The organism is Rhabdothermus arcticus (genome assembly GCF_055382915.1).
On record NZ_AP043808.1, the window covers coordinates 1,520,027 to 1,544,393 of the forward strand.

The 24,367-nt window shown below is 66.0% G+C and carries 19 protein-coding genes; 18 read left to right on the forward strand and 1 reads right to left on the reverse strand.

Going from position 1 to position 24,367, the window contains the following annotated elements; all coding sequences use genetic code 11:
* The first annotated feature begins 49 nt into the window (after window positions 1–49).
* Window positions 50–1,171: an N-acetylmuramoyl-L-alanine amidase family protein gene (locus tag ACZ48Y_RS07935; protein ID WP_464740138.1), complete on the forward strand. Its 1,122-nt coding sequence runs from the start codon at window positions 50–52 to the stop codon at window positions 1,169–1,171.
* Between the two features lie 99 nt (window positions 1,172–1,270).
* Window positions 1,271–1,396, forward strand: coding sequence for a hypothetical protein (locus tag ACZ48Y_RS07940; protein ID WP_464740140.1), 126 nt, complete (start codon window positions 1,271–1,273; stop codon window positions 1,394–1,396).
* Here the strand turns inward: ACZ48Y_RS07940 and ACZ48Y_RS07945 are convergent.
* Window positions 1,393–2,229 carry a Rossmann-fold NAD(P)-binding domain-containing protein gene (locus ACZ48Y_RS07945; RefSeq protein WP_464740142.1) on the reverse strand — a complete coding sequence of 279 codons (837 nt, stop codon included), beginning with the start codon at window positions 2,227–2,229 and terminating at the stop codon, window positions 1,393–1,395. The genes ACZ48Y_RS07940 and ACZ48Y_RS07945 overlap by 4 nt on opposite strands.
* A 35-nt stretch (window positions 2,230–2,264) precedes the next feature.
* On the opposite strand from ACZ48Y_RS07945, the gene deoC reads away from it, so the two are divergent.
* From deoC to ACZ48Y_RS08025, 16 genes are all read left to right on the forward strand, one after another.
* Complete coding sequence (gene deoC / locus ACZ48Y_RS07950; RefSeq protein WP_464740144.1) at window positions 2,265–2,912, forward strand: deoxyribose-phosphate aldolase; 648 nt, start codon at window positions 2,265–2,267, stop codon at window positions 2,910–2,912.
* The gene (locus ACZ48Y_RS07955) at window positions 2,909–3,463 is read left to right on the forward strand and encodes a Maf family protein (protein WP_464740146.1); all 555 of its coding nucleotides are present in this window, start codon (window positions 2,909–2,911) and stop codon (window positions 3,461–3,463) included. The genes deoC and ACZ48Y_RS07955 overlap by 4 nt, the downstream gene beginning before the upstream one ends.
* Window positions 3,464–4,240, forward strand: coding sequence for a rod shape-determining protein MreC (mreC, locus tag ACZ48Y_RS07960; protein ID WP_464740148.1), 777 nt, complete (start codon window positions 3,464–3,466; stop codon window positions 4,238–4,240).
* Entirely contained in the window at window positions 4,241–4,729 is a 489-nt protein-coding gene (gene mreD, locus ACZ48Y_RS07965; protein ID WP_464740150.1) for a rod shape-determining protein MreD, read from the forward strand. It abuts the gene before it with no gap.
* The gene (locus ACZ48Y_RS07970) at window positions 4,713–6,437 is read left to right on the forward strand and encodes a penicillin-binding transpeptidase domain-containing protein (protein ID WP_464740152.1); all 1,725 of its coding nucleotides are present in this window, start codon (window positions 4,713–4,715) and stop codon (window positions 6,435–6,437) included. The genes mreD and ACZ48Y_RS07970 overlap by 17 nt, the downstream gene beginning before the upstream one ends.
* Entirely contained in the window at window positions 6,427–6,975 is a 549-nt protein-coding gene (locus ACZ48Y_RS07975; RefSeq protein ID WP_464740154.1) for a septum site-determining protein MinC, read from the forward strand. Before ACZ48Y_RS07970 ends, ACZ48Y_RS07975 begins: the two co-directional genes overlap by 11 nt.
* A 103-nt stretch (window positions 6,976–7,078) precedes the next feature.
* Window positions 7,079–9,805: a helicase-related protein gene (locus tag ACZ48Y_RS07980; protein ID WP_464740156.1), complete on the forward strand. Its 2,727-nt coding sequence runs from the start codon at window positions 7,079–7,081 to the stop codon at window positions 9,803–9,805.
* The gene (locus ACZ48Y_RS07985; RefSeq protein WP_464740158.1) at window positions 9,802–14,037 is read left to right on the forward strand and encodes an Eco57I restriction-modification methylase domain-containing protein; all 4,236 of its coding nucleotides are present in this window, start codon (window positions 9,802–9,804) and stop codon (window positions 14,035–14,037) included. Before ACZ48Y_RS07980 ends, ACZ48Y_RS07985 begins: the two co-directional genes overlap by 4 nt.
* 3 nt (window positions 14,038–14,040) lie before the next feature.
* Window positions 14,041–14,520, forward strand: coding sequence for a hypothetical protein (locus ACZ48Y_RS07990; RefSeq protein WP_464740160.1), 480 nt, complete (start codon window positions 14,041–14,043; stop codon window positions 14,518–14,520).
* On the forward strand, window positions 14,517–14,678 hold the full coding sequence (locus tag ACZ48Y_RS07995; protein ID WP_464740162.1) for a hypothetical protein: 162 nt from the start codon (window positions 14,517–14,519) through the stop codon (window positions 14,676–14,678). Before ACZ48Y_RS07990 ends, ACZ48Y_RS07995 begins: the two co-directional genes overlap by 4 nt.
* 33 nt (window positions 14,679–14,711) lie before the next feature.
* Window positions 14,712–14,927, forward strand: a complete 216-nt coding sequence (locus ACZ48Y_RS08000) for a PIN domain-containing protein (protein WP_464740164.1) — start codon at window positions 14,712–14,714, stop codon at window positions 14,925–14,927.
* A 350-nt stretch (window positions 14,928–15,277) separates the two neighbouring features.
* Entirely contained in the window at window positions 15,278–15,475 is a 198-nt protein-coding gene (locus tag ACZ48Y_RS08005) for a type II toxin-antitoxin system RelE/ParE family toxin (RefSeq protein WP_464740166.1), read from the forward strand.
* Complete coding sequence (locus tag ACZ48Y_RS08010; RefSeq protein ID WP_464740168.1) at window positions 15,472–15,912, forward strand: helix-turn-helix domain-containing protein; 441 nt, start codon at window positions 15,472–15,474, stop codon at window positions 15,910–15,912. The genes ACZ48Y_RS08005 and ACZ48Y_RS08010 overlap by 4 nt, the downstream gene beginning before the upstream one ends.
* Window positions 15,913–16,512 (forward strand): sigma-70 family RNA polymerase sigma factor, encoded by a 600-nt coding sequence (locus tag ACZ48Y_RS08015; protein WP_464740170.1) that lies wholly within the window; start codon window positions 15,913–15,915, stop codon window positions 16,510–16,512.
* Window positions 16,513–16,619: 107 nt separating this feature from the next.
* Window positions 16,620–22,295: a DEAD/DEAH box helicase gene (locus tag ACZ48Y_RS08020; protein WP_464740172.1), complete on the forward strand. Its 5,676-nt coding sequence runs from the start codon at window positions 16,620–16,622 to the stop codon at window positions 22,293–22,295.
* Window positions 22,267–24,291, forward strand: coding sequence for a UvrD-helicase domain-containing protein (locus ACZ48Y_RS08025; protein WP_464740174.1), 2,025 nt, complete (start codon window positions 22,267–22,269; stop codon window positions 24,289–24,291). Before ACZ48Y_RS08020 ends, ACZ48Y_RS08025 begins: the two co-directional genes overlap by 29 nt.
* Window positions 24,292–24,367 lie beyond the last annotated feature (76 nt).

Consider the following 24,367-nt stretch of genomic DNA (forward strand, 5'->3'; position numbering starts at 1 on the left):
GGCCGTTTGCCCCGGATCGGGACACAAACCCCTAAAATGAAACACGCCGATGCGCCGCGCGCTGGTCCTCGTCCTCCTCGGTGCCCTCGCCCTCGCCGCCCCGCGGCTGGGGCTGCACGAGGGCTTCACCCGGCTGGTCTTCGACCTGCCCGAAGGGACGGCCTACGCGCTGAGCCGGGCGCCGGGCGGCTACGTCTTGCGGCTCAAGGGGCTGACCCTGGAGGCCGCGGAGGTGCGCGTCGGCAGCCCCGAGCTCGCAAGCTACCAGCTCCTCCCCGAGGCCGGCGCGACCCGGGTGCGCCTCTACACCAGGCGCGGGGTTCGGGCCAAGGCCTTCGTCCTCGAGGGCCTCGCCCCCAAGACCTTCCGGCTGGTCGTGGACCTGCTGGCCCCCGACCCCGAGGCCACGCCGCCCCCGCCGCCGAAACCCGAGCCCCCCAAGCCGGTCGTCGTCCTCGACCCCGGCCACGGCGGCCCGGACCCCGGGGCGAACCACGCCTTCCCCGGCCTGGGGCGGGTCCGGGAGAAGGACCTCACCCTGGCGGTGGCCAAGAAGGTCAAGGCGATCCTCGAGGCCAAGGGGGTGCGGGTGATCCTTACCCGCGACCGCGACACCGACCTCGCGCCGCCCGAGGAAAAGGACGTTTGGAAGCGCAAGCTGATCGACCTGGACCGCCGCGCGAAGATGGCCGATCCCAAGAAGACCCTCTTCGTCTCCATCCACGTCAACTCCGCCCCCAAGCCCGCCCGGGGGATCGAGACCTACTTCCTCGGCCGGGCCGCGGACCCCGAGGCGCTGCGGCTCGCGGTCTGGGAGAACGGCGGCGGCGAGGTGGGGCAGCGGCTGACCCGGGAGACCGAGACCCTCTCCGATCAGGTCCTCAAGGACCTCCTGGCCCAGGCCAACCTGGCCTTCTCCGAGCAGCTCGCGCGGATGGTCGAGGCCGGGCTCTCGAAAAGGACCGGCTCCCCCGACCGGGGGGTAAAGCAGGCTCCGCTCTACGTGCTGCGCTACGCGCGGATCCCCGCGATCCTGGTCGAGATCGGCTTCATCAACCACCCCAAGGAGGGGCGGGCCCTGGCCCGGGCGGCCTATCAGGCCAAGGTCGCCGAGGGGATCGCCGAGGGGATCTTGCAGTTCTTGAGCTCCGGGGCCTACGCGTTCAAGTAGCCCGTCGCGGCCGGAGGGGGACCGCGAGCAGGGGCAAAAGGGGCGTTCCCAGGGCAAGGGCAGCGGCGGGCGCCGGCCTCGAGCAGCCCGCCGGTCCCGGTGCTGCCCACCGCCTGGCCGATCACCCGGGCCACCGAGAGCAACGCGCTCGCCAGCGCCCCGTTGGTCGGGGTGGGGCGCAGGACCCCGAGCGCGGCGGCGATCCAGGCGAACGCCCCGTGCTAGCGCGGGGACGTGAGCAGGGCGCGTACCGCGGCGAGGTCGAAGAGCGCGTGGCCGGTGGACTTGAAGACCACCGTGCCCTGCGGCTTCGGCGGGTGCGTGAGGAGGTCGGCGAGCCGCCGCACCCGGGCGCGAGGCAGGTCCGAAAACTCCCCGGCCTCGGTCAGGGCGTCCTCGGTGTCGGCGGCGACGAGCGCGGCGCGCTCGAGGAGGGACCGGGGCAGCTCTCGGGCGTCGGGGGTGAAGCTCCCCACCGCGGCGACGAAGATCCCCTCGGGCAGGTCGTCCCCGACGACCGGGGTGGGGCTGGTGGTGGCGGTGACCACGAAGGCCAGGTCCTCGGGGTAGGCGCCGGTGAAGGGGGCGGCCTTAAGCCCCAGGGCGCGGGCGTGGGCCAAGAGCGCGTTTTGGCGCTCGGGGTTCCGGCCCTTGATCCATACCCCGGTTAGCTCCAGGCCTTCGGCGAAGGCCTCGAGGTGCCCCTGGGCCTGGGCCCCGGCCCCCACGAGGAGGAGCGCCCCTCGCTGCTTCGGGGCCAGGGTCTGGGCGGCGAGCAGGCTGAGGGCGGCGGTGCGGCGCACGGTCAGCGCCTCCGCGGGCAGGTGGTGCACCTCGCCGGTCTCGAGGTCCATCGCCCAGAGCTCGGCCCGGACCGCCGGGGTGCGGCCGGGCTGGACGACGACGAGCTTGGTCAGCGCCACCCGGTCGTCGGCGGCGGGCATCACCAAGAACTGCCCCTCCGGTAGCGCGAGCGCCGTGCGCGGCGGGACCTCGATCCCTTCGAGCAGCACCTCGCGGATCGCGTTCGCGACGCTCTGGTAGCCCGGTAGCTTCATCCCTTCCTAAGACTAAAGCGCCTTAAAGTAAGGTCATGGATTACCGTCTGGCCGGCTACATCGATCATACCCGCCTCAAGCCCGAAACCACGCCGGAGGCGATCGACCAACTGGTCGAGGAGGCGCTCGACCACTACCTCTACGCGGTCTGTGTGAACCCCGCCTTCGTTCCCCAGGTCATGGCCAAAAAGGGCGACGCCCCCCTGCGGGTGGCCGCGGTCGTGGGCTTCCCCCTGGGGGCCAACGCCAGCGCCATCAAGGCCGCGGAAGCGGCGCTGGCGGTGGCCCAGGGGGCGGACGAGATCGACATGGTGATCCCCATCGGGCGCGCCCTGGCGGGGGACCTCGACGCGGTCGAGGCCGACGTGCGCGCGGTGCGCGAGGCGATCCCCGGCGCGGTGCTCAAGGTCATCTTGGAGACCGGCTTCTTCACGCCGGAGGCCCTGCGCCCGGTGGCCGAGGCGGCGATCCGCGGGGGCGCGGACTTCCTCAAGACCTCGACCGGTTTCGGGCCCCGCGGGGCCAGCGTCGAGGACGTGCGGCTGCTCAAGGAGGTGGCCGCGGGACGGGCCAAGGTCAAGGCCTCCGGCGGGATCCGCAGCCGCGACCAGGCCTGGGCGTTGATCGAGGCCGGGGCGGACCGCATCGGGGCCTCGGCGGGGGCCGCGCTGGTTCGCGAATGAAGCCCCTGGTCCTGGCTAGCCAGAGCCCGCGCCGGCGCGCCCTTCTGGAGCGGCTCGGGGTTCCCTTCGTCGTCCGCCCCAGCCCGGTGCCCGAGCCACCCCCCTTCTCCCCGCCCGGGGCCTACGCCCTCGCCACCGCCGAGGCCAAGGCCGCCGCCGTGGCCCGGCCGGGGGAGGCGGTCCTGGGGGTGGACACGGTGGTGGCGATCGGCGACCAGGTGCTGGGCAAGCCTCGCGACGCCGAGGAAAACCGCGCCTTTTTGCGGCGGCTCTCCGGCCGCACCCACACCGTCTACACCGGGGCGGTGCTCCTCGATGGCCCCCGGCGGCGTTACCTGCTCGAGGCCCCGCGGGTGCGCTTTCGCCCCCTTTCCGAGGCGGAGATCCTGAACTACGTCAAAAGCGGCGAGGGCCTGGACAAGGCCGGGGGCTACGGCCTGCAGGGGCGGGGGATGACCCTCGTCGAGGCGATCGAGGGCGACCCCTACGCGGTCATCGGCCTTCCCGTGGCGCGCCTCTGGGCGCTCTTGCAGGAGGAGGGTCTGGTCTAGGTGGACCGCGCGGTCTTCGTGGCGCTCTTGCTCTTGGGGCTGGTGCTGGCCCTCTTCACCGCCCGCGTCGCCCCGGCGCTGCCCGCCGAGGTGACCGCCCGAACCGCGCCCTTCTTCTACCTGCCCCAGCGGCTGGGGCAGAACCTCAAGGCCGCCTACTTCACCCTACGCGACCGCCGTGACTGGCGCAGCGAGGCCCTGACGCTGGCCCGGGAGCTCAAGGCCGCGCGGGGCGAGCTCTTGCGCCTCCGGTTGGAGAACGAGCGCCTGCGCCGCACCCTCAAGGTGCGCGAGACTCAGGCCCCGGCGGTGGTGGCGGTGGCCCCGGTGATCGGGGAGGACCCCTCCGGACTCTTCCGCCGGCTGGTGCTGGGGATGGGCGAGGACGAGGGTCTGCGGGAGGGGATGCCGGTGACCAGCCCCGACGGGCTGGTGGGGGTGATCGTCGAGACCACCAAGCGACGGGCGGTGGTGCGCACGATCGTCGACCCCGAGAGCGCGGTGGGGGTGCGCCGCGCCCGGGGGCCGGGGCGCGGCGTGGCCTATGGCCGACCCCCGCACCGGCTCCGGGTGCGCTTTCCCGCGGAGGTCCAGGTCGAGGTCGGCGAGACCCTGGTCACCGGGGCTCTTGGAGGGCTCTTTCCCGAGGGCATCCCGGTGGGGCGGGTGGTGCGCGTCGAGCCGAAAAGCCCCGGGGAGCTCGTCTACTACGTGGAGGCCGAGCCCTTCGTGCGCTTTTTCGAGCTGGAAGAGGTCGTGGTCTTGAGGAGGCTTTAGGTGCGCCTGGCGCTGACCGTGCTCTTGACCCTTTTGCTCGCCGCCTTCTTTTCCGGGCTCTGGCCGGAGGAGCTGGCCCCGCCGGACCTGGGGTTTCTCCTGGCGGCGGCCCTCGGCGCCCGGCTGGCCCCGGTTCCCGGGCTCCTCGCGGCCTTCTTGCTGGGGCTGCTCTGGGACCTGGTCTCCGCCGGCTACCTGGGCCTGCACGCGGTCGGCTACCTGTTCGCGGTCTTCGCCGAGCAGCGGCTCGGCCAGCTGTTGCACTGGGAGGAGGTCCTGGGGCGGGGGGCGATCCTCGCCGGGGCCTACCTCGCCAAGTGGGTGGGGGTGCTGCTCGTCGTCTACTGGCTGGGGCTGTTTGGGGTGGGGCCGCTGGTCTTTTTGGGGGCCTTCGGGAGCGAGCTTTTAAGCACCTTCCTGATCGCCCCGTTCTTCCTCCGGATCGCCGAGGGGCTTTTGGGCGAGGAGGGGCATGGAACGTCGGCTTAGGTGGATGCTGGCGCTGGTCTACCTGGGCTTTCTGGTCTTTGGCGTGCGCCTTTGGCAGCTGCAGGTCCTCGAGCACCGCCGCTACGTCACCGAGAGCCAGGGCAACTACCTGAAGACCGAGTCCATCCCCGCTCCCCGGGGACGGATCCTGGACCGCAACGGCGTGGTCCTCGCCGAGAACCGCCTGGCCTACGACCTCATCTACAAAGGGGGGCCGGTGCGCTTTGGCGCGCGCATCCTCGACCTCTTGGGGCTCGAGGCCTTTCCCGAGACCGACGCGCCCGTCGTCCTCTACCCCAACCTCCCCCCGGACCTCGTCCCCACCCTGGAGGAGCTCGCCGCCGGCCAGGCCAACCTTTCGATCCGGGTTCGCGTCGAGCGCAGCTACCCCAACCCCATCGCCGGTCCGGTGATCGGCTACGTCCAGGGGCCGACGAAGGCCGACCTCGAGCGGGGCTACGAGCCCGGTGACCTGGTGGGAAAGGCCGGGCTCGAGGCCGCCCTCGAGCCCCGGTTGCGCGGGCGGCGGGGGCTCAAGCTGGTGGAGCGCGACGTGCGCGGCAACGTCGTCCGCGAGGAGGTGATCCGCCCCCCGGTCCCCGGCGAGGACGTGCGGTTGACCCTGGACTACGGGTTGCAAGAGGCGGCCGAGAAGGCCCTCATGGAGGCGGTGCAGGATGTCAACGCCGGGCGCAAGAAGCTGGGGCTTCCCCCGATCCGTCGGGTGCGCGGCGCGGTGGTGGCGATCGACCCCGAGGGTGCGGTGCTGGCCATGGCCACCGCGCCGGCCTACGACCCCAACCTCTTCGTGCACCTGCCGGTGGACCGCGAGGCGGTGCGTCGCCTCATCGTCGATCCGGACAAGCCGATGCTCAACCGCGCGGTACAGGCCTACCCTCCCGGCTCGACCTTCAAGGCGGTCTCCGCCTCGGCCCTCCTCGAGCGCGGCCTGATCCCCCCGGCGAAGACCTATCGCTGCGTGCCCTACATCGTCTACGGGGGGCAGCGCCGGCGCAACTGGTCGTCCCGGGACATGGGACCGATGACCGTGGAGGAGGCCCTCGCCTACTCCTGCAACACCTGGTTCTATCAGGCGGTGATCGACGCCGGGCCGCTGCGCGCGCTGGCCGCGATCCACGACCGGGCCAGGGCGCTGGGGCTGGGCCAGGCCACCGGCCTGGAGATCGCCGAGAAGACCGGGCTGATTCCCAGCGAGGCCTGGAAGCGCGAGGTCTACGGCGAGCCCTGGTACCCCGGGGAGACGCTCTCGGTGGCGATCGGCCAGGGGCCGGTCCTGGCCAGCCCGGCGCAGATCGCCCGCGCCTACGCGACGATCTATCGCGGGCGCCGGCCGCGGCTCCACCTGGTCCTCGGCGAGGGGCAGAGCGAGGCCGTCCCCGGCCGCTACTGGGGGGTCATCCGCCGCGGGCTGCGCAAGACCGTCACCGAGGGCACGGCGCGCTTTCGCTTCAAGGACTTCCCGGTCCCCACCGCGGGCAAGACCGGCACCGCCGAGACCCCAGGGAAGCGAGCCGGGTTCGAGCACGCCTGGTACGTCGGGTTCGGGCCCTATCCGGGGGATGGCCGGCCCCCGTTGATCGTGGTGGCCTTCGTGGAGAACGGCGGCGAGGGCAGCCGGGCGGCGCTGCCGGTGGTGAAAAAGGTGATGGCCGCCTTTTGGGGTATAAAGGGGCCCGATGCGCGTTAGGGCCACCAAGGATGCGCTCGCCGTGCGCCTCGACGGCGACGAGCGGCCGGAGGAGATCGCCGCGGCGCTTGCCAGGCTTCCGGAGATGGACCTCGAGGTCGAGATCGCCGGCCGCGTCCCCGGCGAGGTGGTCGCGGCCCTCCTCGCCGCCGCCGGACCCCGGCGGGTGGTCTTCCGCCCCCCGCGGGGGACCTCGCTGGCCCCCCGCAGCCTGGTCGTGCCCCAGACCGTGCGCGCCGGAACGCGGGTGGTGGCCGAGGGCACCGCGGTGATCCTCGGCGACGTCAACCCGGGCGGCGAGGTCGTCGCCGGCGGCGACGTGATCGTGGTGGGCAAGCTCCGCGGCCTGGCCCACGCCGGCGCCGGGGGCAACGCCGGGGCGGCGATCTGGGCCCTCTCCGTCGAGGCCAAGCAGCTCAGGATCGCGGAGCTGGTGGCCCGGGCGCCGGAGGCCGGGTTCGCCGGCAAGGGGCCGGAGCGGGCGGTGATCCGGGAGGGGCAGATCGTCCTCGAGCCCTGGGGCAAGGGCCGCGGTTGAGGCTCCTGAGCTTTGGCTCGGAAGATCGGTCTGCATCGTCCATAATCGTCCATAGGAGTTAAATTCGGCAAAGCCCTTGGTCCTTCCAGTTATGCTGAGTTTCGTGGAGTCCTTTCGCATTGGGGCGATTGTCGAGGCCCGCGGCCAGCTTTGGCGGATCAAGGAGGTCGGAGAACGCCATCTGCGCGCCGAGCTTTTGGATTCCAGCCGCCAGGCGGTTTTCTACCTTCCTTTGGAAAGGGACGCCCTTCAGTTGCGGCGCTCTCCAGAGCCACCGGTCCAGCCTGCGGTGGACCTTCAGCTTTTTCGCCTCTACGTAGAGTCCGAACGCCTCCGCACGCTGAACGCCGACGCCCCGTTCCTCGCCTTGCAGCGTTCACGCGTCGTCCCCCATAACTACCAGCTCGTCCCCCTTTTGATGGCGCTTCAAAATCCGGGGCGCGTGCGACTGCTGATTGCCGACGATGTGGGTCTTGGTAAGACCATCGAGGCTGGCTTGATTCTGAGGGAATTGGTGTTGCGCCGGGCGGCACGCCGGATCCTGGTGCTTACTCCAGCCCACCTCAAGGCCGATTGGCGGGATGCCTTGCGCCGCTTTTTTCATTTGCCCTTCCAAATCGTGGACCGCGACGCAACCCGGCACCTCCCCCAGGGTAAAAGCCCCTGGCACGTGTTCGAGCGGGTCGTGGCCAGCATCGACTACGCCAAAACGCCGGATCAGCGGCCTCAGGTTCTGGCCACGCCCTGGGACCTGGTTGTGGTGGATGAGGCGCACCTCGCCGCGCATCACCGGGGTCGGCATGAGCGTTTTCGCCTCGTCCGCGAACTTGCGAAGAAAGCACCCCACCTCGTCTTGGTGACCGCTACCCCCCATAGCGGGCATCCGGAGTCGTTTCGCAGCTTGATCGCGCATCTCGATCCAAGCGGTGAGCTGGGCCTGGTGGCGGGTGACGCAATCCGTCGTGAGCGCGCCCGACATCACGTGATTCAACGCACCCGCGCCGATGTCGTGGATTGGTACCAAAGCGAGGGGAAGAAGGCCCCCTTCCCTGAGCGCGAGGTGCGGCCGGTGCCGGTTGGCCCCACCCGCAAGGAAGCGGAGCTGTTTGCCGCCGTTGCCGACTACGCGCGCTTTCTTGAGGCGAGCCACGACGGCCCGGTCCACTGGCTGGCCATGCACTTTTCCAGGCGAGCCGCTAGCTCCCCTTTGGCCTTGCTTCGCAGTCTCCAAAACCGCATTCGCCGCATCGAGGAATGGCTGGCCACCGGAGAAGAGATCACCGTGGACTCCGCGCCCCTTCTGGCCTCGGTGGTCGACGAACCCGCAGAGCGGGGCATGGAGGAAGAACGCGACCGCGCCCTAGACGTCGCCTTTCTCCAAAAAGCGCGAGCGGAAGGGGAGCTTGCCTATCTTCGGGCGCTTCTCCAAGCGGTGGAGCCCAGGGCACGCCGGGAGGATGCTAAGTTTCGCCAGCTCGTCGCACTGCTCACCGGAGAGCTGGCCCCTGCACGAACCTTAATCTTCACTCGCTACCGGGACACCTTGGATTACCTCGTCGAGCGGCTACCCAAGCACCTCAAGAACGCTGAGGTGTTCGCCGTTCACGGGGGCCATACCGAAGCTGAGCGGGAAGACGTCCTGGCGCGCTTTTCCCGCGCCGAACGTGCTGTTTTGGTGGCCACCGACGTGATTAGCGAGGGGCTCAACCTGCAGTATCACGCGTCGCAAGTGGTGCATTACGAGCTTCCCTGGAACCCCAACCGTTTGGAGCAACGGAACGGGCGGGTGGACCGTTTTGGTCAGCCGGAGCCGGTGGTGCGAATCCGCCTTCTGTTTTACGAGGGGTCGCTCGACGCTTTGGTGTTCCGCCGGCTGATCGAGAAGGCGATGCGCATTAAGCAAGCCTTTGGCGTTGTTCCTAACTACTTTGGAGACAAAAGCTATGTCCGCCAGGTCGTCGAGGATGCGCTGAGCGCCGAGGGTTACCTTCCCCAAAGTAGGGAGGTCGGCCTCTTCGAGGACCTCGAAGAGCAAGACGAGGAAGTAGCCCGGCGCGCGCGCTCCGAAGGGTTCTATGGCCAAGCGCCGCTCGACCTCAGCGAGGTCGAGGAAACCCTCAAGCAGGCTTACTCGGGTTTGCTTGAGCCAACGGCGCTTGCTGACGTTTTCCACCGTGCCCTGGCGGTGCTCGGCTGGGTGACAAGGGGGGAAGGGGCCACCTTGACGGTGGTTAGAAAAGGGCGTCCGCTGGCAGACTTCGACCCATCGGTGGGCACCCGCTTGACCTTCGATCCCTGGAGCACGGACCCTGAGGCGGAGCGGTTAGACCTCGCGCATCCCGCGGTGGAGGCTGCCATCGAGGCCATCTTGCGCCTTGCGTGGGACCCCGAACAAGGAGCCCGGAGCGCCCTCCTGCTGGGAGCGGTTTCGGAGCCCGTCTTCCTTTACCTGTTTCGCGCCCGATTCGAGCGGCCGGGCGAGCTTGCCGAACGGCTTTTCGTCGAGGGTCGGACCCGAGGGGGCAACGTCCTAGGGATGCGTGACGCGGAGGCCCTCTTCTTTAATGCGCTGGCCGCCGGGCCCCGTGATCCCGGTCTCGATGCCCTCACGAGCCAGGCCCTTTTGGAAGAGGCGCGCCAGCGTGCGCCTAGCGGTGAGGACGGCGCCCAGGTCATTCTGGAGGCGCTTCGCACCTCCCGTGCAAACCTGGTCGCGCAACTGACCCATCGGTACGGCCCGAGTGCGGCCTTTGAGGGGCTGGACGACCTCAGAGTCGCGGGGCCGCCGGAGTGGTTGGGCATGGCCGTGGTGGTGGGAGGTGGCGCGTGAGCCTTGGATTCGTGCGCCTGGTCGGGGGTTTGCTGACCGAAGAGTTTGTTCAAAGGTTGCAGACGCATGACACCTCGCCTGACCGCCCCTACAGCCTGCGGAGCTTCGGGTTCAAAACCGAGGAGGCCTTTCTCAGCGAAACAGCTCGCCGCTTCGACGCTTTGCGGGAGCGCTTTTCGGGCATTCGCGCCGAGTTGATCGGCGGCCAGCTCACCAACGGCGAGCTTCGGCGACGTTGGTTGCGCCCGCTGTTCGAAGCCCTCGACTTTAACCCGGCCTATCAGCGGGAGTGCCTGAGGGTGGGTGAGGAACGTTTTTGCATTTCCCACCTGGGTTGGCAGGACCCATCGGCGCCGCCCCTGCACATGGTCTCACAGGGGTTGGACGAAAAGCCGGCGCGGGGCAAGCCGAGCCCCCATGGCTTGGTCCAGCGCTATCTCAACCACCCGGATACGCCGAACTGGGGTGTCGTGACCAACGGTCGCGAGCTCAGGCTGCTCGGCCAGAACTTCCATCCCCGCCCCGCGTTCATCGAATTCGACCTTTGGGGCCTGTTTGACGCCGGGCGCGAGGCGGCGTTGTCGGCGTTTCGCGTGCTGTTCAAGCTCTTGCATCGAAGCCGCTTTACGAGGCACCTCGACGCCTATCATCGCCTGGCCGCGGAGCAGGGCACACGGGACGCCGAAGCCCTGCGCCAGGGGGCGCGGAAGGCCGTTGAGATCCTTGGAAACGCGTTTCTGACGCCCGCGCTGTCCCGCGAACTCTCCGAGACCCAGGCCTTGAACGCGTATTACCAAAACCTTTTAAATTTGCTCTACCGGCTCATCTTTCTTTTATACGCCGAGTCGCGGGAATTGCTGCCCAATCCCGACGCGGAGGGCGCCAGCGTCTACCACGAAGGCTATTCGATCTTGGGCCTTCGCGATCTCTCCGAGCGCCACGACCTCGACGACGATTCGGAGCAGGACCTCTTCGAACGGTTGCTCGTCACCTTTGAGCTCGTCCAACGGGGTGATCCGTGGCTCGGCTTGCCAGCACTGGGCAGTGAGCTCTTTGGTGCCCAAAACATCCGCATGCTCACCGGCGGCTTGCGCCTCCCGGCTGACCGAGCCAGGGATTGGGACAGGCTTCCCCACCCCAAGAATGCCGCGCTCTTAAAAGCCCTTCGCTTCCTCACCCATACCGAGCGTGAGGGCCGGCTCATGCGCATCAACTACCGCGATCTCGGGGTTGAGGAGCTTGGCCATATCTACGAAGGCTTACTGGGGTTGGTGCCCAGGTTCGACGGGGAGCGGTTTTTCCTCACCGAAGACCCCACCGGTCGGAAGGCTTCGGGGAGCTACTACACCCCCCGTGAACTGGTGGGTGCGGTCATCGAAGAAAGCCTGGGACCGCTCATCGAGGAACGGCTCAAGGGCGCAACCACCCCAGAGAAAAAAGCGGCCGCCATCCTCTCGATCCGCGTCGTGGACCCGGCGATGGGCTCGGGGGCCTTTTTGATCGGAGCCTTGGAACGCCTGGCCGAGACGCTGGCGGAGGTCTGGGCGGAATCCGGCCGTTATCCCGGCGTTGCCGAGGCCCTTCCGGAAGCCCGCCACCAGGTGGCGGAGCATTGTCTTTACGGTGTGGATTTAAATCCCATGGCGGTGGAGCTGGCCAAGCTCTCGATCTGGATCGCCTCCTCCGCCCGGGGCCGGCCGCTTTCGTTCCTCGATCATCATCTCAAGGTGGGGAACTCGTTGGTGGGTGCGCCGCCCGACTTCTATACCCTGGGAATCCCTAAAGACGCGTATACCAAGCGCGGGCTTAAGGGCGAGGTGTTGTCCGGCCTGGAGTTGCTTACCGGCAGGTCCCTCAAGCGTTGGCGTGAAGAACACGCAAGAAACGGGGCCCTCTTCGACTTCGCTGCCAGCCTGCCCCGCCTTCCCGAAACCCAGGAGACCGTTGCCGACGTCGAAGCTGCCCACCAGGCCTACGCCCGCTGGCGGGAAAGCGAACCGGTGAGGAAGTGGCAGCGCATCGCCGACTACTGGACCGCCGCCTGGTTCGCCGAACCCGCCCCCGGCCGCCGCCTGCCCGACCACCAGGGGCTGGAATGGCTGGTGAGCCAGGCACGGGGAGCAAGCCTCGCCCAGTTGGAAGCAAGATCCTACCTGACACCCCCGACCCTCGCCGAGATCGAGACCCAGGCCCGGCGTCATCGCTTCTTCCACTGGTGGCTCGAGTTCCCCGAGGTCTTCCTCGACGCCTCCGGCCGCCTCAAGGAAGACGGCGGCTTCGACGCGGTGCTCGGGAATCCGCCGTGGGAGCGGGTCAAGCTGGAAGATAGGCAGTTTTTCCAAGGCCTGGCCCCTGAGATCGCTGAAGCGCCCAATGCCGCTGTTCGCCGTCGCAAGATCGAAGCGCTCAAGGAAACGAACCCCGAGCTTTACCGCGCTTATCAGCAAGCGCGCGCGGACGCCGAAGCGGTAAGCAACTTCCTCCACACCTCCGGCCGCTATCCCCTGACCGGCCGTGGCGACGTCAACACCTACTCGGTCTTCGCCGAGCACGCCCGCGACCTGCTGGGCCGGGGGCGCTCGGGGATGCTCATCCCCACCGGCATCGCCACCGACGACACCAACAAAGAGTTCTTTGCTGAGGTAGTGCAAAGTGGTGAATTGGCAGCGCTATTGGGCTTCCAAAACCGCGAAAATCTTTTCCCCGACGTGACAAGTTTAATGACATTCGTTATTTTTAGCATTCGAAAGCCTGGACACCCCGAAAAACCTGCGCGACTGCTCTTCTTCGCCACGCGCGTCGAGCACCTGAAGGACGAGCGCCGCGTCTTCTCACTCACCCCCGAAGAGTTCGCGCTCCTGAACCCCAACACCCGCACCTGCCCCACCTTCCGCACCAAGGCCGACGCCGAGCTCACCAAGGCCATCTACCGTCGCGTGCCGGTCCTCTGGCGCGAGGCCCGCGAGGAAGCCTACGTGCCCGAGGGCATGCTTTTGCCCGACGACCGGCCCCTGCTGCCCAAAACGCGCACCGTGCCCGAGGAAAATCCCTGGGGGGTGCGGTTCATGGCCATGTTCCACATGTCCAACGACGCTCACCTCTTCAAGACCCGCCCCGAGCTCGAGGCCGAAGGTTTTACCCTCCAGGGCAACCGCTTCGTCAGGGGCGACAAGGTCTACCTACCCCTCTACGAGGCGAAGATGATCTGGCAGTTCGACCACCGCTTCGCTACCTACGATCCCGGCGCCTCCCGCACCCGTGACAGCCGTCCCGAGGAGCAAGCCGATCCGGCTTACCAGCCCATGCCCCGCTACTGGGTCCCCCGCGCCGAGGTCGAGGCCCGCCTGGTGCGGACCGACCGCGATGGCCGTGAAATCTGGCGCTGGGAGCGCGGGTGGCTCCTCGGCTTCCGTGACATCACAAACGCCACCAATGAGCGTACCGCCATCTTTTCGCTGGTGCCGAGGGTGGGGGTGGGGAATAAAATTCCTTTGCTGTTTTCTGATTTACCGGCAGTTTTATTGCTTACCCTGCTGGCTTCGATGGATTCGATGGCGCTCGATTACGTCGCGCGCCAAAAAATTCCTAGCGCCACGTTGAACTATCACTATTTGAAGCAGTTTTCGGTCCTTCCTCCCTCCACTTACACCCCCGACCACCTCCGCTTCCTCGTCCCCCGCGTTCTGGAGCTCGTCTACACCGCCTGGGACCTGGCGCCCTTCGCGCTCGACGTGTGGCGGGAGCTCGCAGACCCGAGCGTTGTTCCCCCCGAGGTCGGCGAGGCCATCCGCCAGGAGATCGCCCGCCGCTTTGCCGAGCATCACGGGGTGGGCCTCGAAGAGGCCCGGAAACGACCCCGCTTCGCCCCGCCTTCCTGGTTCGAGGGGGAATACCCCTTCCCGCCCTTCGGCTGGGACGAAGACCGCCGCGCCCGCGTCCGCGCCGAGCTCGATGCTTATTACGCAAAGCTCTACGGCCTCTCGCGCAAGCAGCTCCGCTACATCCTGGACCCCGCCGACCTCACCGAGCGCGAGCTCGAAACCCTGGTGGCCAATAACTGGGAAGAGGTCACCGATCCCCTCGACCCTGCTGGCTACGAAGCCCGCACCAAGGTGAGCACCTTCCCCTCCCAAACCTTCAGCGCCCTCAAGCGCAAGGAACTCCGCGAATACGGCGAATACCGCACCCGCCGCCTGGTGCTCGAAGCCTGGGAGCGGTTGTTCGGGAGGTGAAGGATGATCAAGGCGACTCCAGAGCAAGCAAAAACCATCAAGGACTGGCTTATTAGACACGGCGGTGAGGAGCGCAATGCTCCGGGATCCCACGAGGTCTGGCGCGTCAGCTTTTCGGACGCGATCATAACCTATTACGCCAACGGCACCTTGCTTTTTCAGGACCGCGAACTTCTGCTCGCGGACCTGCGTTTTCGCTACGGCGTGAGCGTACGAACGGTCCTCTTGCGGGCGGCCCAGCTTAAGCTTATCCCCCAAAAGCAAATGGGCCAGCAGCTTGGCTGGATTAACAAGCGTTTTGGACAGCTCTGGGAGCCCGAAGGGCCCTTGTCAGTTTTCCAGACGCTCGGGCGCCTGGGACGCCTCGTTTGGAAGTTGGTGCTCAACGAGCAGATCACCCTGAGCCGCGCCGCCGAGGTGCTCGGGAAACCCGTTCCCGAGCTTCATAGGCGGCTTCGGGAGTGGCGGGAGGTCCCCGCTTGATCCTGGTGGTGGATACCTCCACGCTACTGGATCTGGAAAGCACGAGCGGCGTTTCCCTGCTGCCAAAGCTCGCTAAATCGGTGCACGTGCTCGACGTTGTACTGAACGAGTGCGGTGAGGAACTCGCCGGGGAGATCCGCGCGGCAGGCTATCGGTAGATCGCCGTTTCCCAAGACTGGGTGTTGCTAGCGATGGAGCTAAAGACTGCGGCCCTGAGCGTAGCCGATGCGCTCGTTCTCTATTACGCCAGGAAAAATAAGGCGATCCTTATCGCCAGCGACGGCCCCCTCAGGAAACAAGCCGAGCGGCAAGGCGTGGAGGTCCACGGTGCCATCTGGGTGGCCGAGCATGCGCTGGAAAGGGGGTCGATCAGCCCAAAGGAGCTTTGCGAGTGGCTTGATGGATGATGAGCGGTCGCCGTCTTCCACAGCGTGAGATTGACCGCCTTCGGAAGACCTTGGCATGTAAATAGGCGGTGCGGATGCCTTATCGACTGCTATTCTAAAGATCGATGGTACAGGAAAACCGCAAGTAGGCTACTTTAAGCTTCATCCCCTAGGTTAGGGTTGACTAACCATACGGTCGTGCTCTAACATCGAGGTGTGACGTGCCGGGGCCATACGAAGTTGTACTTTACGAGGATGAGCAAGGACGTTCTCAAATAAAACGGTGGTTGGTTCGGTTAGGAATGTCGAACCCCCGAGCGCGTCAACGGGTGCGGAAATTGCTTGAGCGGCTTGGGATCGAGGGGCCAGATATGCGACCGCCCATGTGCAAACACATCCGCGGGCCCATCTGGGAACTTCGCGATTACAGTGGCATTCGCCTTTACTACTGGCGGGAATCGGAGAAACTTTTTGTAGTAGCGGCCGGCGAGTTGAAGCAGAGGGACAAGGCTGATCAAAGCTTGATCGAGTACGCGCTTAGGGCCTACGAAGAGTGGAGGGCATCATGAAGAGAAAGCTCACCAGCATCGAGGAGTTTTTCGCCGACGACTTCGCCGATGAAAAGCAGCGGCGGGCCTACTACGAGGTCACCGCCGAGGAGCTTGGCGCGATCCTGCGCTACCTCCGCGAACAGCGCAGTCTCAGTCAGGCCGAGCTGGCCCGAAGGCTAGGCTACGCGAACCGGAGCCGGCTCTCTCAAATCGAGGGCGCGGAGGGGCTTTCAATGAGCCTCGAGACCATCGCCCGCTACGCCAACGCGCTCGACTACCGGATCGAGCTCCATTTCGTGGACAAACAGAGCGGTGAAGTGGCGGTGCGCTACTTCCTCGACCACATGGACGTTGTGGGTGAGGAGGCTTCCTGGCAGGGACCGGTCCCCCTGGACTGGCAGGGCCCCGTGCGTACCGGAGACGGCGACGCGGGTGACTTCGTCTGGGCAGCCTAGATGACGGCGAAGGCGTCTCCCACCAAATCCGAGCAGATCCGCGCGCTTTACCAGCAAGGAAAGAGCATTGGCGAAATCGCGAAGGAGCTGGGTATCCGTTATCAGCACGCCTACAACGTGCTGGTGAAGTCGGGGCTTCACAAGCCCAAGTCCAAAAGGGAGAAGGCTTCTACGCTAGATCCGAAAGCCTACGCCGAGTTCATCCGGGGCTTGGATCTGCGCGAGATTCTGCTGGAGCATCTCGAGGCTCAAGTTGCGGAGCGGCCGAAGGGGCAGCTGGGCTTTGAGGTCCGCCTGGACCCGACCGACAAGCGGCCCGTGCCCGTGGAGGGCGGGTTCTCCGCGGGGCTTCGCTTTACGGTCAAGTTCCTGGTGCGGGAAGGGGAGGGGGACGAAGAACGCGCCTTTGGACACATACAGGCGGTTTGGCGGGCCGTCTACCGTGCCCGGGAAAAACCTTCCGGGGCGATTTACAGCCTTTTCGTCCGTCAAAACCTGCCGGTCAACCTTTGGCCCTACTTCCGCGTTCAGGTGGACCAGCTCACGGCACAGATGGGCCTTCCCCGTTTGGTGCTCCCCGCGTTTAAAACCGTCCGATGAATACCCCCTGGTACTGGCCCCGTCCCTTTGGGCGGGGCCATTAGGGTTATCTTTTCTCGTTAAACTCCACCAAAGCTCGTAAAGTAATGCCCAACGACGGAGGGGCGATGGCGAAGATTCGTTTGGCTGAACATGAAGGGGCGCTTACGCCAGCGGTCTGGTTTTCCAGCGTATTGCCCCGGGTGGTGACCGGGGCGACGCTCGATTGGAGTGGGGTTGAGTTCACGCAGCTAAGTCCGGAGAGCTTTGCCGAGCTTCTTCGGCCTTTCGCTGCGTTTGGTTGGAAGCCGGAAGAGCTCCGGCGAAGGCTCGCCTTGGACATGCTTCCTACGCGCTGGCGCGTGGTGGCGGAGAGCGTCCTCAACCTACCCGCCGAAGGGGTCTCGCCGCTGCTTGCCCGGGATGCCTTCGCCCGTATTCGCCGAGTGCAGGAGGTCTACCGCGGGTATGCCGAGGCCTTTGTTCGGCCGGCGAATCCGGTGATCCGCGACTATTTGACTCGGGAAGTCGAGGAAGGCGAGTTACTTTGGCGCGAGCCCTTTGTGGAGCTCAGGCGCGAGCTTGCCCGAGGGGAGTCGCTCGAGGACCTCGTCGAGGAGGGCCTCTTGCACCCCGATGCCCGGGGAATCTTCCGCCAAAACCCCAAGGACCCGGAAAGCCCCCCGATTCACCCTTACCGCCACCAGGTCGAGGCTTTGCGCGCGGCCAAGGCAGGGAAGAACGTGGTGGTGGCCACGGGGACGGGTTCCGGGAAGTCCTTTGCCTTTGGCTTGCCGGTGATCGACTACGCGCTGCGCCAGCAGGACCAGGGACGGCGGGGCACCAAGGCCATCCTCGTGTACCCCATGAACGCCCTAGCCAACGACCAGTTCCGGGACCTCGCCCTTCGCCTGCGGGGGAGCGGGCTCACCGTGGCGCTCTACACCGGTGACACCCCGTACACCCGGGAGGAAGGGGAGGAGCGCAGGCGAGAGCTCGAGCGCGAGCTCGGTCTTGAAGAGGGCGCGCTTGGGAATACTGTGCTGGCTTCGCGAGCTGAGATCCGCGAGACCCCGCCGGATCTCTTGCTGACGAACTACGTGATGCTCGAGCTTATGCTCACCCGCCGGGAAGACCTAAGCCTCTTTCCCAGGGAACACCGAGGCACCCTCCGCTACCTCGTTCTCGACGAGCTGCATACCTACGGCGGGTTGAAGGGCGCGGACACCGCGCTTTTGATCCGCCGTCTCAAGGTGCATACCGGCACCGAGTCCACTTTGCAGTTCATCGGTACCTCGGCCACGCTGGAAGAAGAGGAAAAGGATGAGGCCCGGGCCTTTGCCAGCCGCCTCTTCGGCGCGCCCGTGGAAACGTTCGAGCTGGTGCGAGAAACCTACGCCGACCCCCTCCCCGAAAAAACTACCCCGAAAGCCCCGAGCGGGCCGGTGCCCGAGCCCAACGCGGTGCAAAAGGGCGAAATCCAAAAGCTCACCCAAGCCTTCCTGGGGCAGGAAGAAGACGACCCGGCCAGGATCGGCGAGGCCCTCGCTCACCACCCCACGTTTAAGTGGGTCCGGGCCGAGCTTGGTCGTGGCCCCCGGCCGCTCCCAGAGTTGGTGGAGACCTACGCCGGGGGCCGGGGAGTTTCGACCGCCGAGGCCCGGCAGGAGCTGCTCGCCTTCATGTCGCTTGCGCAGTTCGCCGAGGCCGGTGGCAAACCCCTCTTACAGCTCAAGCTCCATGGTTTTTACAGCCAGAACGTGGGGCTCACCGGAACGCTCCACGACCCACCCCGGCTCAGCAGCCAGGGAGAGCTCGAGCTCGGAGGCGCCCCCGCGTTCCCGGTGGTCTTCTGCCGTCAGTGCAAGAACGAGTTTTTCGTCGCCACCCGAAGCGGAGACCGGTTTCTTCCGGCCGAGTTCGGGGAGACCGGGAACGTGGTTTACCTCAGCCCCGGGGCCTACGATCCCGAGGCCGTGCCTTTGCCCGAAAACTGGCTCAATAACCGGGGCGAGGTCAAGGGGGACTACCGCCGGCACACCCCCGGGAACCTACGGGTGGACCCGGAACTCGGCGAGGTGCGCCCGGGCGAGGGGGGTCGTCCTTTCATCGCGGTCGGGGCCCCGTTCCTCTTCTGCCCCCACTGCGGCATCCAGTACGACCGCAGGCCGGCCGAGTACGCCAAACTCACGCCCTTTGGGCTGGTCGGGCGCTCCACCGCCACCGACCTCATCCTGCTCTCTACCCTAGGGGCGCTGGCGGAGGATGAGCGCAAGATCATCGCCTTTACCGACAACGTGCAGGACGCCAACTTTCAATCGGCGCATTTTTCCGACCTGGCGCACCGCCTCGCCTTTCGTCAGGCGTTGCTCCGACTGCTGGACGAAAGGGGCGAGATCGCACTGCGTGAGGCCGGGCTCGAGGTGCTCTCCTACTGGAAGCGAGGCGGGGCCGGGATCTACAAGGACCCCGACCTCGCCCGGGCCTACACCGCCGTGCTGCAGCTTTTTGCCACCGCCGACGCCGCGCGCAACGTCCAGCCGAACTTCCCGAACCTGGAGGAGGCCGGGCTCGTTCGATACGACTACAAGGGGTTGGAAATCCTCATCGAGGACGAGGCGCTCTGGAAAAACGCTGGCAACCCTCCCCCCGACGTTCGGGCCGACGTGCTGCGAGGGCTTTTGGACCTCATTCGCCGCCGTGAAGCCGTGGGGGATGGGCTTTCCTTTGACACCATGAACTTTGACTTCCACTACCGGGTACGGCAGGTGCTCGAGGACGAGGGCTACGCCGAGGCGGTGTTTTTTGAGCCTGGGGAACCGGTGGTGCTGGTGGAGGAAAAACCGCCCCGCCCCCCGCGCCGGGGACGGGCGGTGCCCCTGATCGGCAACGTGCGTCCCAGCCGGTTCGAACGCTGGGTGATGCAGGCCCTGGGCCTGGACCGGAAAAGTGCCCAGGCCTGGCTGCGCGAAATCTACCTTCGGCTCCAGGAAACCCATATCCTTACCCGAAAAGCCCTCCCCACCTACCAAAAGCAGGGGACAATCGAGGGCCACGTGCTAAACCCCACCCGCGTGCGCCTGCGGCGGGTCCGGGAAAAGAGGCTGCGCTACTGCCCGAAGAGCCGGGTGCCGTTTTACCTGAAGGTGCTCGACCGTTCCCCCGAGTTTCCATCGGTCTTGCTCCGCGAGGACACATCGAGCCGCTTTTTCCAGGAGATCTACCAAGAGTTCTGGTTCGCGGTCCCACCCCAGGCGGGCCCGCACTCGGCCCAGGTTCCCGCCGAGGAGCGCCGTCGCCTGGAAGCGAGCTTCCGCGATGCCAAAAGCCCGCTGGCCGTATTGGTGGCGACGCCCACCCTCGAGCTCGGGGTGGACATCGGCACCCTGGCCAACGTCTACCTGCGCAACGTGCCTCCATCACCAGCCAATTACGCCCAGCGCTCGGGGCGGGCCGGACGCCGGGGTCAACCGGCGCTGGTACAGGTCTTCGCCGGACAGGGCTACCGGCGCGGGCCCCACGACCAGTATTTCTACCGCCACCCCGAGGAAATGATTCGGGGTGAGGTACGCGCGCCACGGTTCCTGCTCGACAACAAGCGGCTGATCCGGGCCCACATCCACGCCGTGGTCCTCGAACACCTGGCACCGCTCTGGGAGTTCCCCCGGAGCATGCAGGACTTGGTGGATATCGAAGCGAAGCCAACCTTTCCCATGCGCACCGAGGTCCGAGAGCGGCTCCAGCGCGCACTCGACCAGGAGCATAAGGCCGTCATCGAAGCCGCGATCCGGTCGCTCACCCGGGAAATGCACCGGTTGGCCTGGCTCGACCGCACCTTCATTGAAGACGAGGTCAAGGGGTTCGTGGACGCGCTCGATGGCGCGCTAGCCAGCTGGCGCCGGGCCTTTGCCACCCTCGTCGAACAGCACGAAGCGGTCAAGGCGCGAATCAAATACGTGGAGAATCCAAACGTCAAAAAAAGCCTTCACCATGAGCTCAAGACGCTCAGCGAGCGCCTGGACCAGCTGCGCGGCGAAGGCAAGAATCCGCTCCAGGTCCGGGATCTACTGGAAAGCGAAGGGTTCGTGCCCAACTACGCCTTTAGCAGCCAGGCGGTTCAGCTTGAGCTCCTGACCCCCGAGGGGCCGCGACAGCTGACCCGGGAACCGCTCATTGCCCTCAGGGAGTACGCCCCCGGCAACTTCGTCTACTACGGCAAGGCGGCCTACGAGGTCAACCGCGTCGCCTACAGCCCCCACGACGAGGATCTGGTGCCAGTGATCATCTGCCCCAACTGCGGCATCCCAAACCATCGCAATCCTGCAAACCTACGTTTGCCCAGCCGCTGCACGCGCTGTGGGCAGGACCTCACCGCCGCGCCCCGGGCTCGGGCGCTCCCGATGCCCTGGCAGCGGGCGCGCCGCCGGCGCCGTGTGACCAGCGAGGAGGAAGAGCGCCGGCGGCGGGGATACCGGATCGTCGAGAGCTACCAGCCCTCGAGCTCGGCCGAGAGCTATGAAGCGGGGGCGTTGCGGATCGACTACGACCATCAGGCCGTGGTTCGCGTAAGCAACCTTGGCCCACTCACGGAAAAGCGCACGGGCTTTGTGCTCTGCCGGAAATGCGGTGAGTGGCTGCTCAGCGAGGAACGCATCAGCAAACACCCGCACCGCGAGGGCAAGCGCGGCGAGTGCCCCCAGTTCGCCGGCGAAGAAGACCTCGTCTACGGGCTTTCCCTTTACCACGAGGCGGAAGTGGACGCCCTGATCCTCTACGTACCAAAAAACCTCCCCGAAAAAGAGGCTCTGGCCTACTACGAGAGCCTGGCCTGGGGGCTTTGGCGGGCGGCGCTGGTGGCGCTCCAGCTCGAGGAAGGCGAGCTCGGGGTCTTTCTCGAGCCCGGCGGAACCTCCGGTGTAGCCTACCGGATCGTCTTCCACGAGCGGGTCGAGGGTGGGCTGGGGGCGCTCGAGTCGCTACTCAAGCCCGCACGTTGGCGGCAACTCATCGAGGTGGCGCTCGATCTCCTGCACGCCAACGAGCCCGACGATGCCTGCGAAAAGGCGTGTTACCGCTGTCTGCTCAGCTACCATAACCAGTCCGTGCACCACCTGCTCGACCGCCGCCTGGTGCTCGAGGACCTGAGGCAATGGCGCGAGTTCACCTTTTCGCCCGCGCGGCCCACGGGGAAAAAAGAGCGACTCGTCCGGCACACCGAGAGCGAGCTAGAGCGCCGGTTTCTGGACGAGCTGGAACACCGGGGGCTGCCCATGCCCGACGAGGCCCAGTACACCGTGTCTGTGGGTGGGACTTCGGTTCGTTACGATTTCTACTACCGCGACGCCGACCTGGGTATTTTCGTGGACGGTCCGGGACACGATGACCCGACCCGCCTCCAGGGCGATGCCGCCCGCCGAGGGGTGCTGACGGATTCGGGGCGACGTTTCCTGGTTTTCCGCTACGACCAGGACTGGGGGCCCTTGTTCCGGCGCCTCCAAGCCTGGCTGAATGAGGCAAGGGGCCCGAGCTCCTGGAAGCGACTTCTCGAGCTTCGGCCAGACCTCGAGCCCTGGGTGCGTGACCTCGAGGGTGCTGGGATTCCGTCCCCCAACGAGGTCCTCATGGATCTTGTGGGGCCGGACGGAGCGGTGGTGGGCCAAGCCCTCGCCCGTTGGGGGCGGGTGGTTCTGATCGAGCCTGGAGCCGGCTGCCCACCCCATATGGTCTGTGTGCTGCTCCAAGGCTCTGCGGCGGATGTGGTGAAGGAGGTAAATGATGCTCTTAGGTCGCAAGATCGCGCTTGACCGCAATCTTTTGAAGCGCCTGAAGAAAACCTTCGGCCCCAAGGATCTGAAAGAGATCAACGCCCAACTCTTTGAGTTAATCGCCGATCCCGCCAAAGCCGAGGCTAAGCTCGAGTACAAGCCGCACGAAGGGTTCTACGTTTTCGACCTAAGCAAGGGAAGAAGGGCGATCCTCGTCGAGGTCGATAACATTTTCGTCGTCGTTTACGTGGGCGAGCACGACGACGCGTATCAGTGGATCAGGAATCGGCAGGTCAAGGTACATCCCGAGACCCAGGAGGTTCAGATCTACCGGGTGATCGAACAAGAAAAAGTGGTCGAAAGACAGGTTGAGGCCCCACTCTTGGGATATTCCGCTGAATACCTTCACTCGCTGGGAATCCCTCAGGAATATGTTGAGCCCCTGCGTATGGCTTCGGAAGACGGGGTCTTGGATCTCATCGAGGGGCTTCCTGAACCGGTGCAAGAGCGCGCTCTCGCGCTTTTGGAGGGCAAGCCCGTGGCTCCGCCACCAAAGGTCAAGGTGCTAACGCCGATGTTGCACCCTTCGAACCGTTATCAATATCTGCTGATTTCGAGCAAAGAGGAATTAGAACATGCGCTTTTGGGCGACTGGGACGACTGGATGATCTTCCTGCATCCTGTCCAACGGGTCGTCGTAGATCAAAACTACCGCGGCCCGGCCAAGGTGACCGGCGCGGCCGGCACCGGGAAAACCGTGGTGGCCATCCATCGCGCGGTGCGGCTGGCCCGGGAAAACCCTCAAAAGCGGGTCTTGCTCACCACCTACACCCGGACGTTGGCCGATGCGTTGAAGGAAGGGGTTCTGCGCCTTGTCGGAGCGCTCGATAACCTCGAGGTCGAACATTTCGACCGCCTGCTGACGCGCTGGTACACGGGGCTGCTAGGCAAAAAGCTCACCATCGCAAAGGAAGATCAAATTAAGGCCGCCTTGAAGCAGGCAGCGCAAAGGGTCGGCCCACCCGAGTGGGCGAGCGACCTTTTCCTCTATAACGAGTGGTCGCGCGTGGTCGATGCCTGGGGCATCCGCGATTTAGACGAATACCTTGCCGTGGACCGGACGGGACGGGGGACGCCGCTCAACCAGGCGCGGCGGCGGGAGCTTTGGCCCATCTTCGCGCACACCCGGGAGCTGCTTGCGTCACGCGGGCTCGAGACCTGGGGAGGGCGGACACGAACCCTCTTGGAAGCCCTAGATCGACTCCCTCGATTCGATCACATCGTGGTCGATGAGACCCAGGACCTAAGTCCCGTTCAGCTGAAACTTTTACGCGCGATCGTCCCCGAGGGTGAGGACGACCTCTTTCTCGTGGGCGATGCTGCACAGCGAATCTACCAGACCCGAGTCCCTTGGCGCCGGCTCGGCATCGAAACCGTGGGCCGGTCGCAGCGGCTCTGGATCAACTACCGGACCACCCGCGAAATTGCAGCTTTTGCCGAAAAAGTCCTGCCGGAGAAAGTAACCGAAGCCGAGGGGGAGGAAGTGGCCCCCAAAGCCTTAAGCGTCCTGTCGGGGGAGCCTCCGATCGTTCAGATGTTCGCTAATCCCAATGGGGAAACGACTGCCCTAGCGAACTGGCTCCGGGTGCTGGCTGAGCAGGGCTACAGGCCCGAGGAAATTGCAATCGTGGCACGCACCAAATGGTTGCTTCAAAAGCGTGGCCAGAAAGCGACCGAGCGCGCCCGATTACCCCACTGGTACTTGGAAGAGGGGGGCGACGGCACCGGGGTTCGCTTAGCAACCATGCATCGGGTCAAGGGCCTCGAGTTCCGGGCTGTGGCGGTGATTGGGGTGGAGGCGGGAACTGTTCCTTTGAAAGTGGCGCTCAATCAAGCGGAAACCGAGGTCGACCGCAACGCGGCGCTCGAGCTCGAGCGCCAGCTCCTTTTCGTCGCGCTTTCCCGCCCGCGCGAAAAGCTTTGGGTAAGCGGCGTGGGTGAACCTAGCCCGCTGCTGCCGTCGGTCAACAAATAAGGCCACGCGCGGGGCCTGGCCTGGAAAAACGAAAGCGCTTGCGCCCGTTGCTCGGGCGCTTTTGGACCGCTGGGGG

Coding starts and splice junctions, on each gene's coding strand:
- ACZ48Y_RS07935 (WP_464740138.1), top strand. CDS start 50: ATGCGCCGCGCGCTGGTCCTCGTCCTCCTCGGTGCCCTCGCCCTCGCC.
- ACZ48Y_RS07945 (WP_464740142.1), bottom strand. CDS start 2,229: ATGAAGCTACCGGGCTACCAGAGCGTCGCGAACGCGATCCGCGAGGTG.
- deoC (WP_464740144.1), top strand. CDS start 2,265: ATGGATTACCGTCTGGCCGGCTACATCGATCATACCCGCCTCAAGCCC.
- ACZ48Y_RS07955 (WP_464740146.1), top strand. CDS start 2,909: ATGAAGCCCCTGGTCCTGGCTAGCCAGAGCCCGCGCCGGCGCGCCCTT.
- ACZ48Y_RS07970 (WP_464740152.1), top strand. CDS start 4,713: ATGGAACGTCGGCTTAGGTGGATGCTGGCGCTGGTCTACCTGGGCTTT.
- ACZ48Y_RS07975 (WP_464740154.1), top strand. CDS start 6,427: ATGCGCGTTAGGGCCACCAAGGATGCGCTCGCCGTGCGCCTCGACGGC.
- ACZ48Y_RS07990 (WP_464740160.1), top strand. CDS start 14,041: ATGATCAAGGCGACTCCAGAGCAAGCAAAAACCATCAAGGACTGGCTT.
- ACZ48Y_RS08000 (WP_464740164.1), top strand. CDS start 14,712: ATGGAGCTAAAGACTGCGGCCCTGAGCGTAGCCGATGCGCTCGTTCTC.
- ACZ48Y_RS08005 (WP_464740166.1), top strand. CDS start 15,278: ATGCGACCGCCCATGTGCAAACACATCCGCGGGCCCATCTGGGAACTT.
- ACZ48Y_RS08010 (WP_464740168.1), top strand. CDS start 15,472: ATGAAGAGAAAGCTCACCAGCATCGAGGAGTTTTTCGCCGACGACTTC.
- ACZ48Y_RS08015 (WP_464740170.1), top strand. CDS start 15,913: ATGACGGCGAAGGCGTCTCCCACCAAATCCGAGCAGATCCGCGCGCTT.
- ACZ48Y_RS08020 (WP_464740172.1), top strand. CDS start 16,620: ATGGCGAAGATTCGTTTGGCTGAACATGAAGGGGCGCTTACGCCAGCG.
- ACZ48Y_RS08025 (WP_464740174.1), top strand. CDS start 22,267: ATGCTCTTAGGTCGCAAGATCGCGCTTGACCGCAATCTTTTGAAGCGC.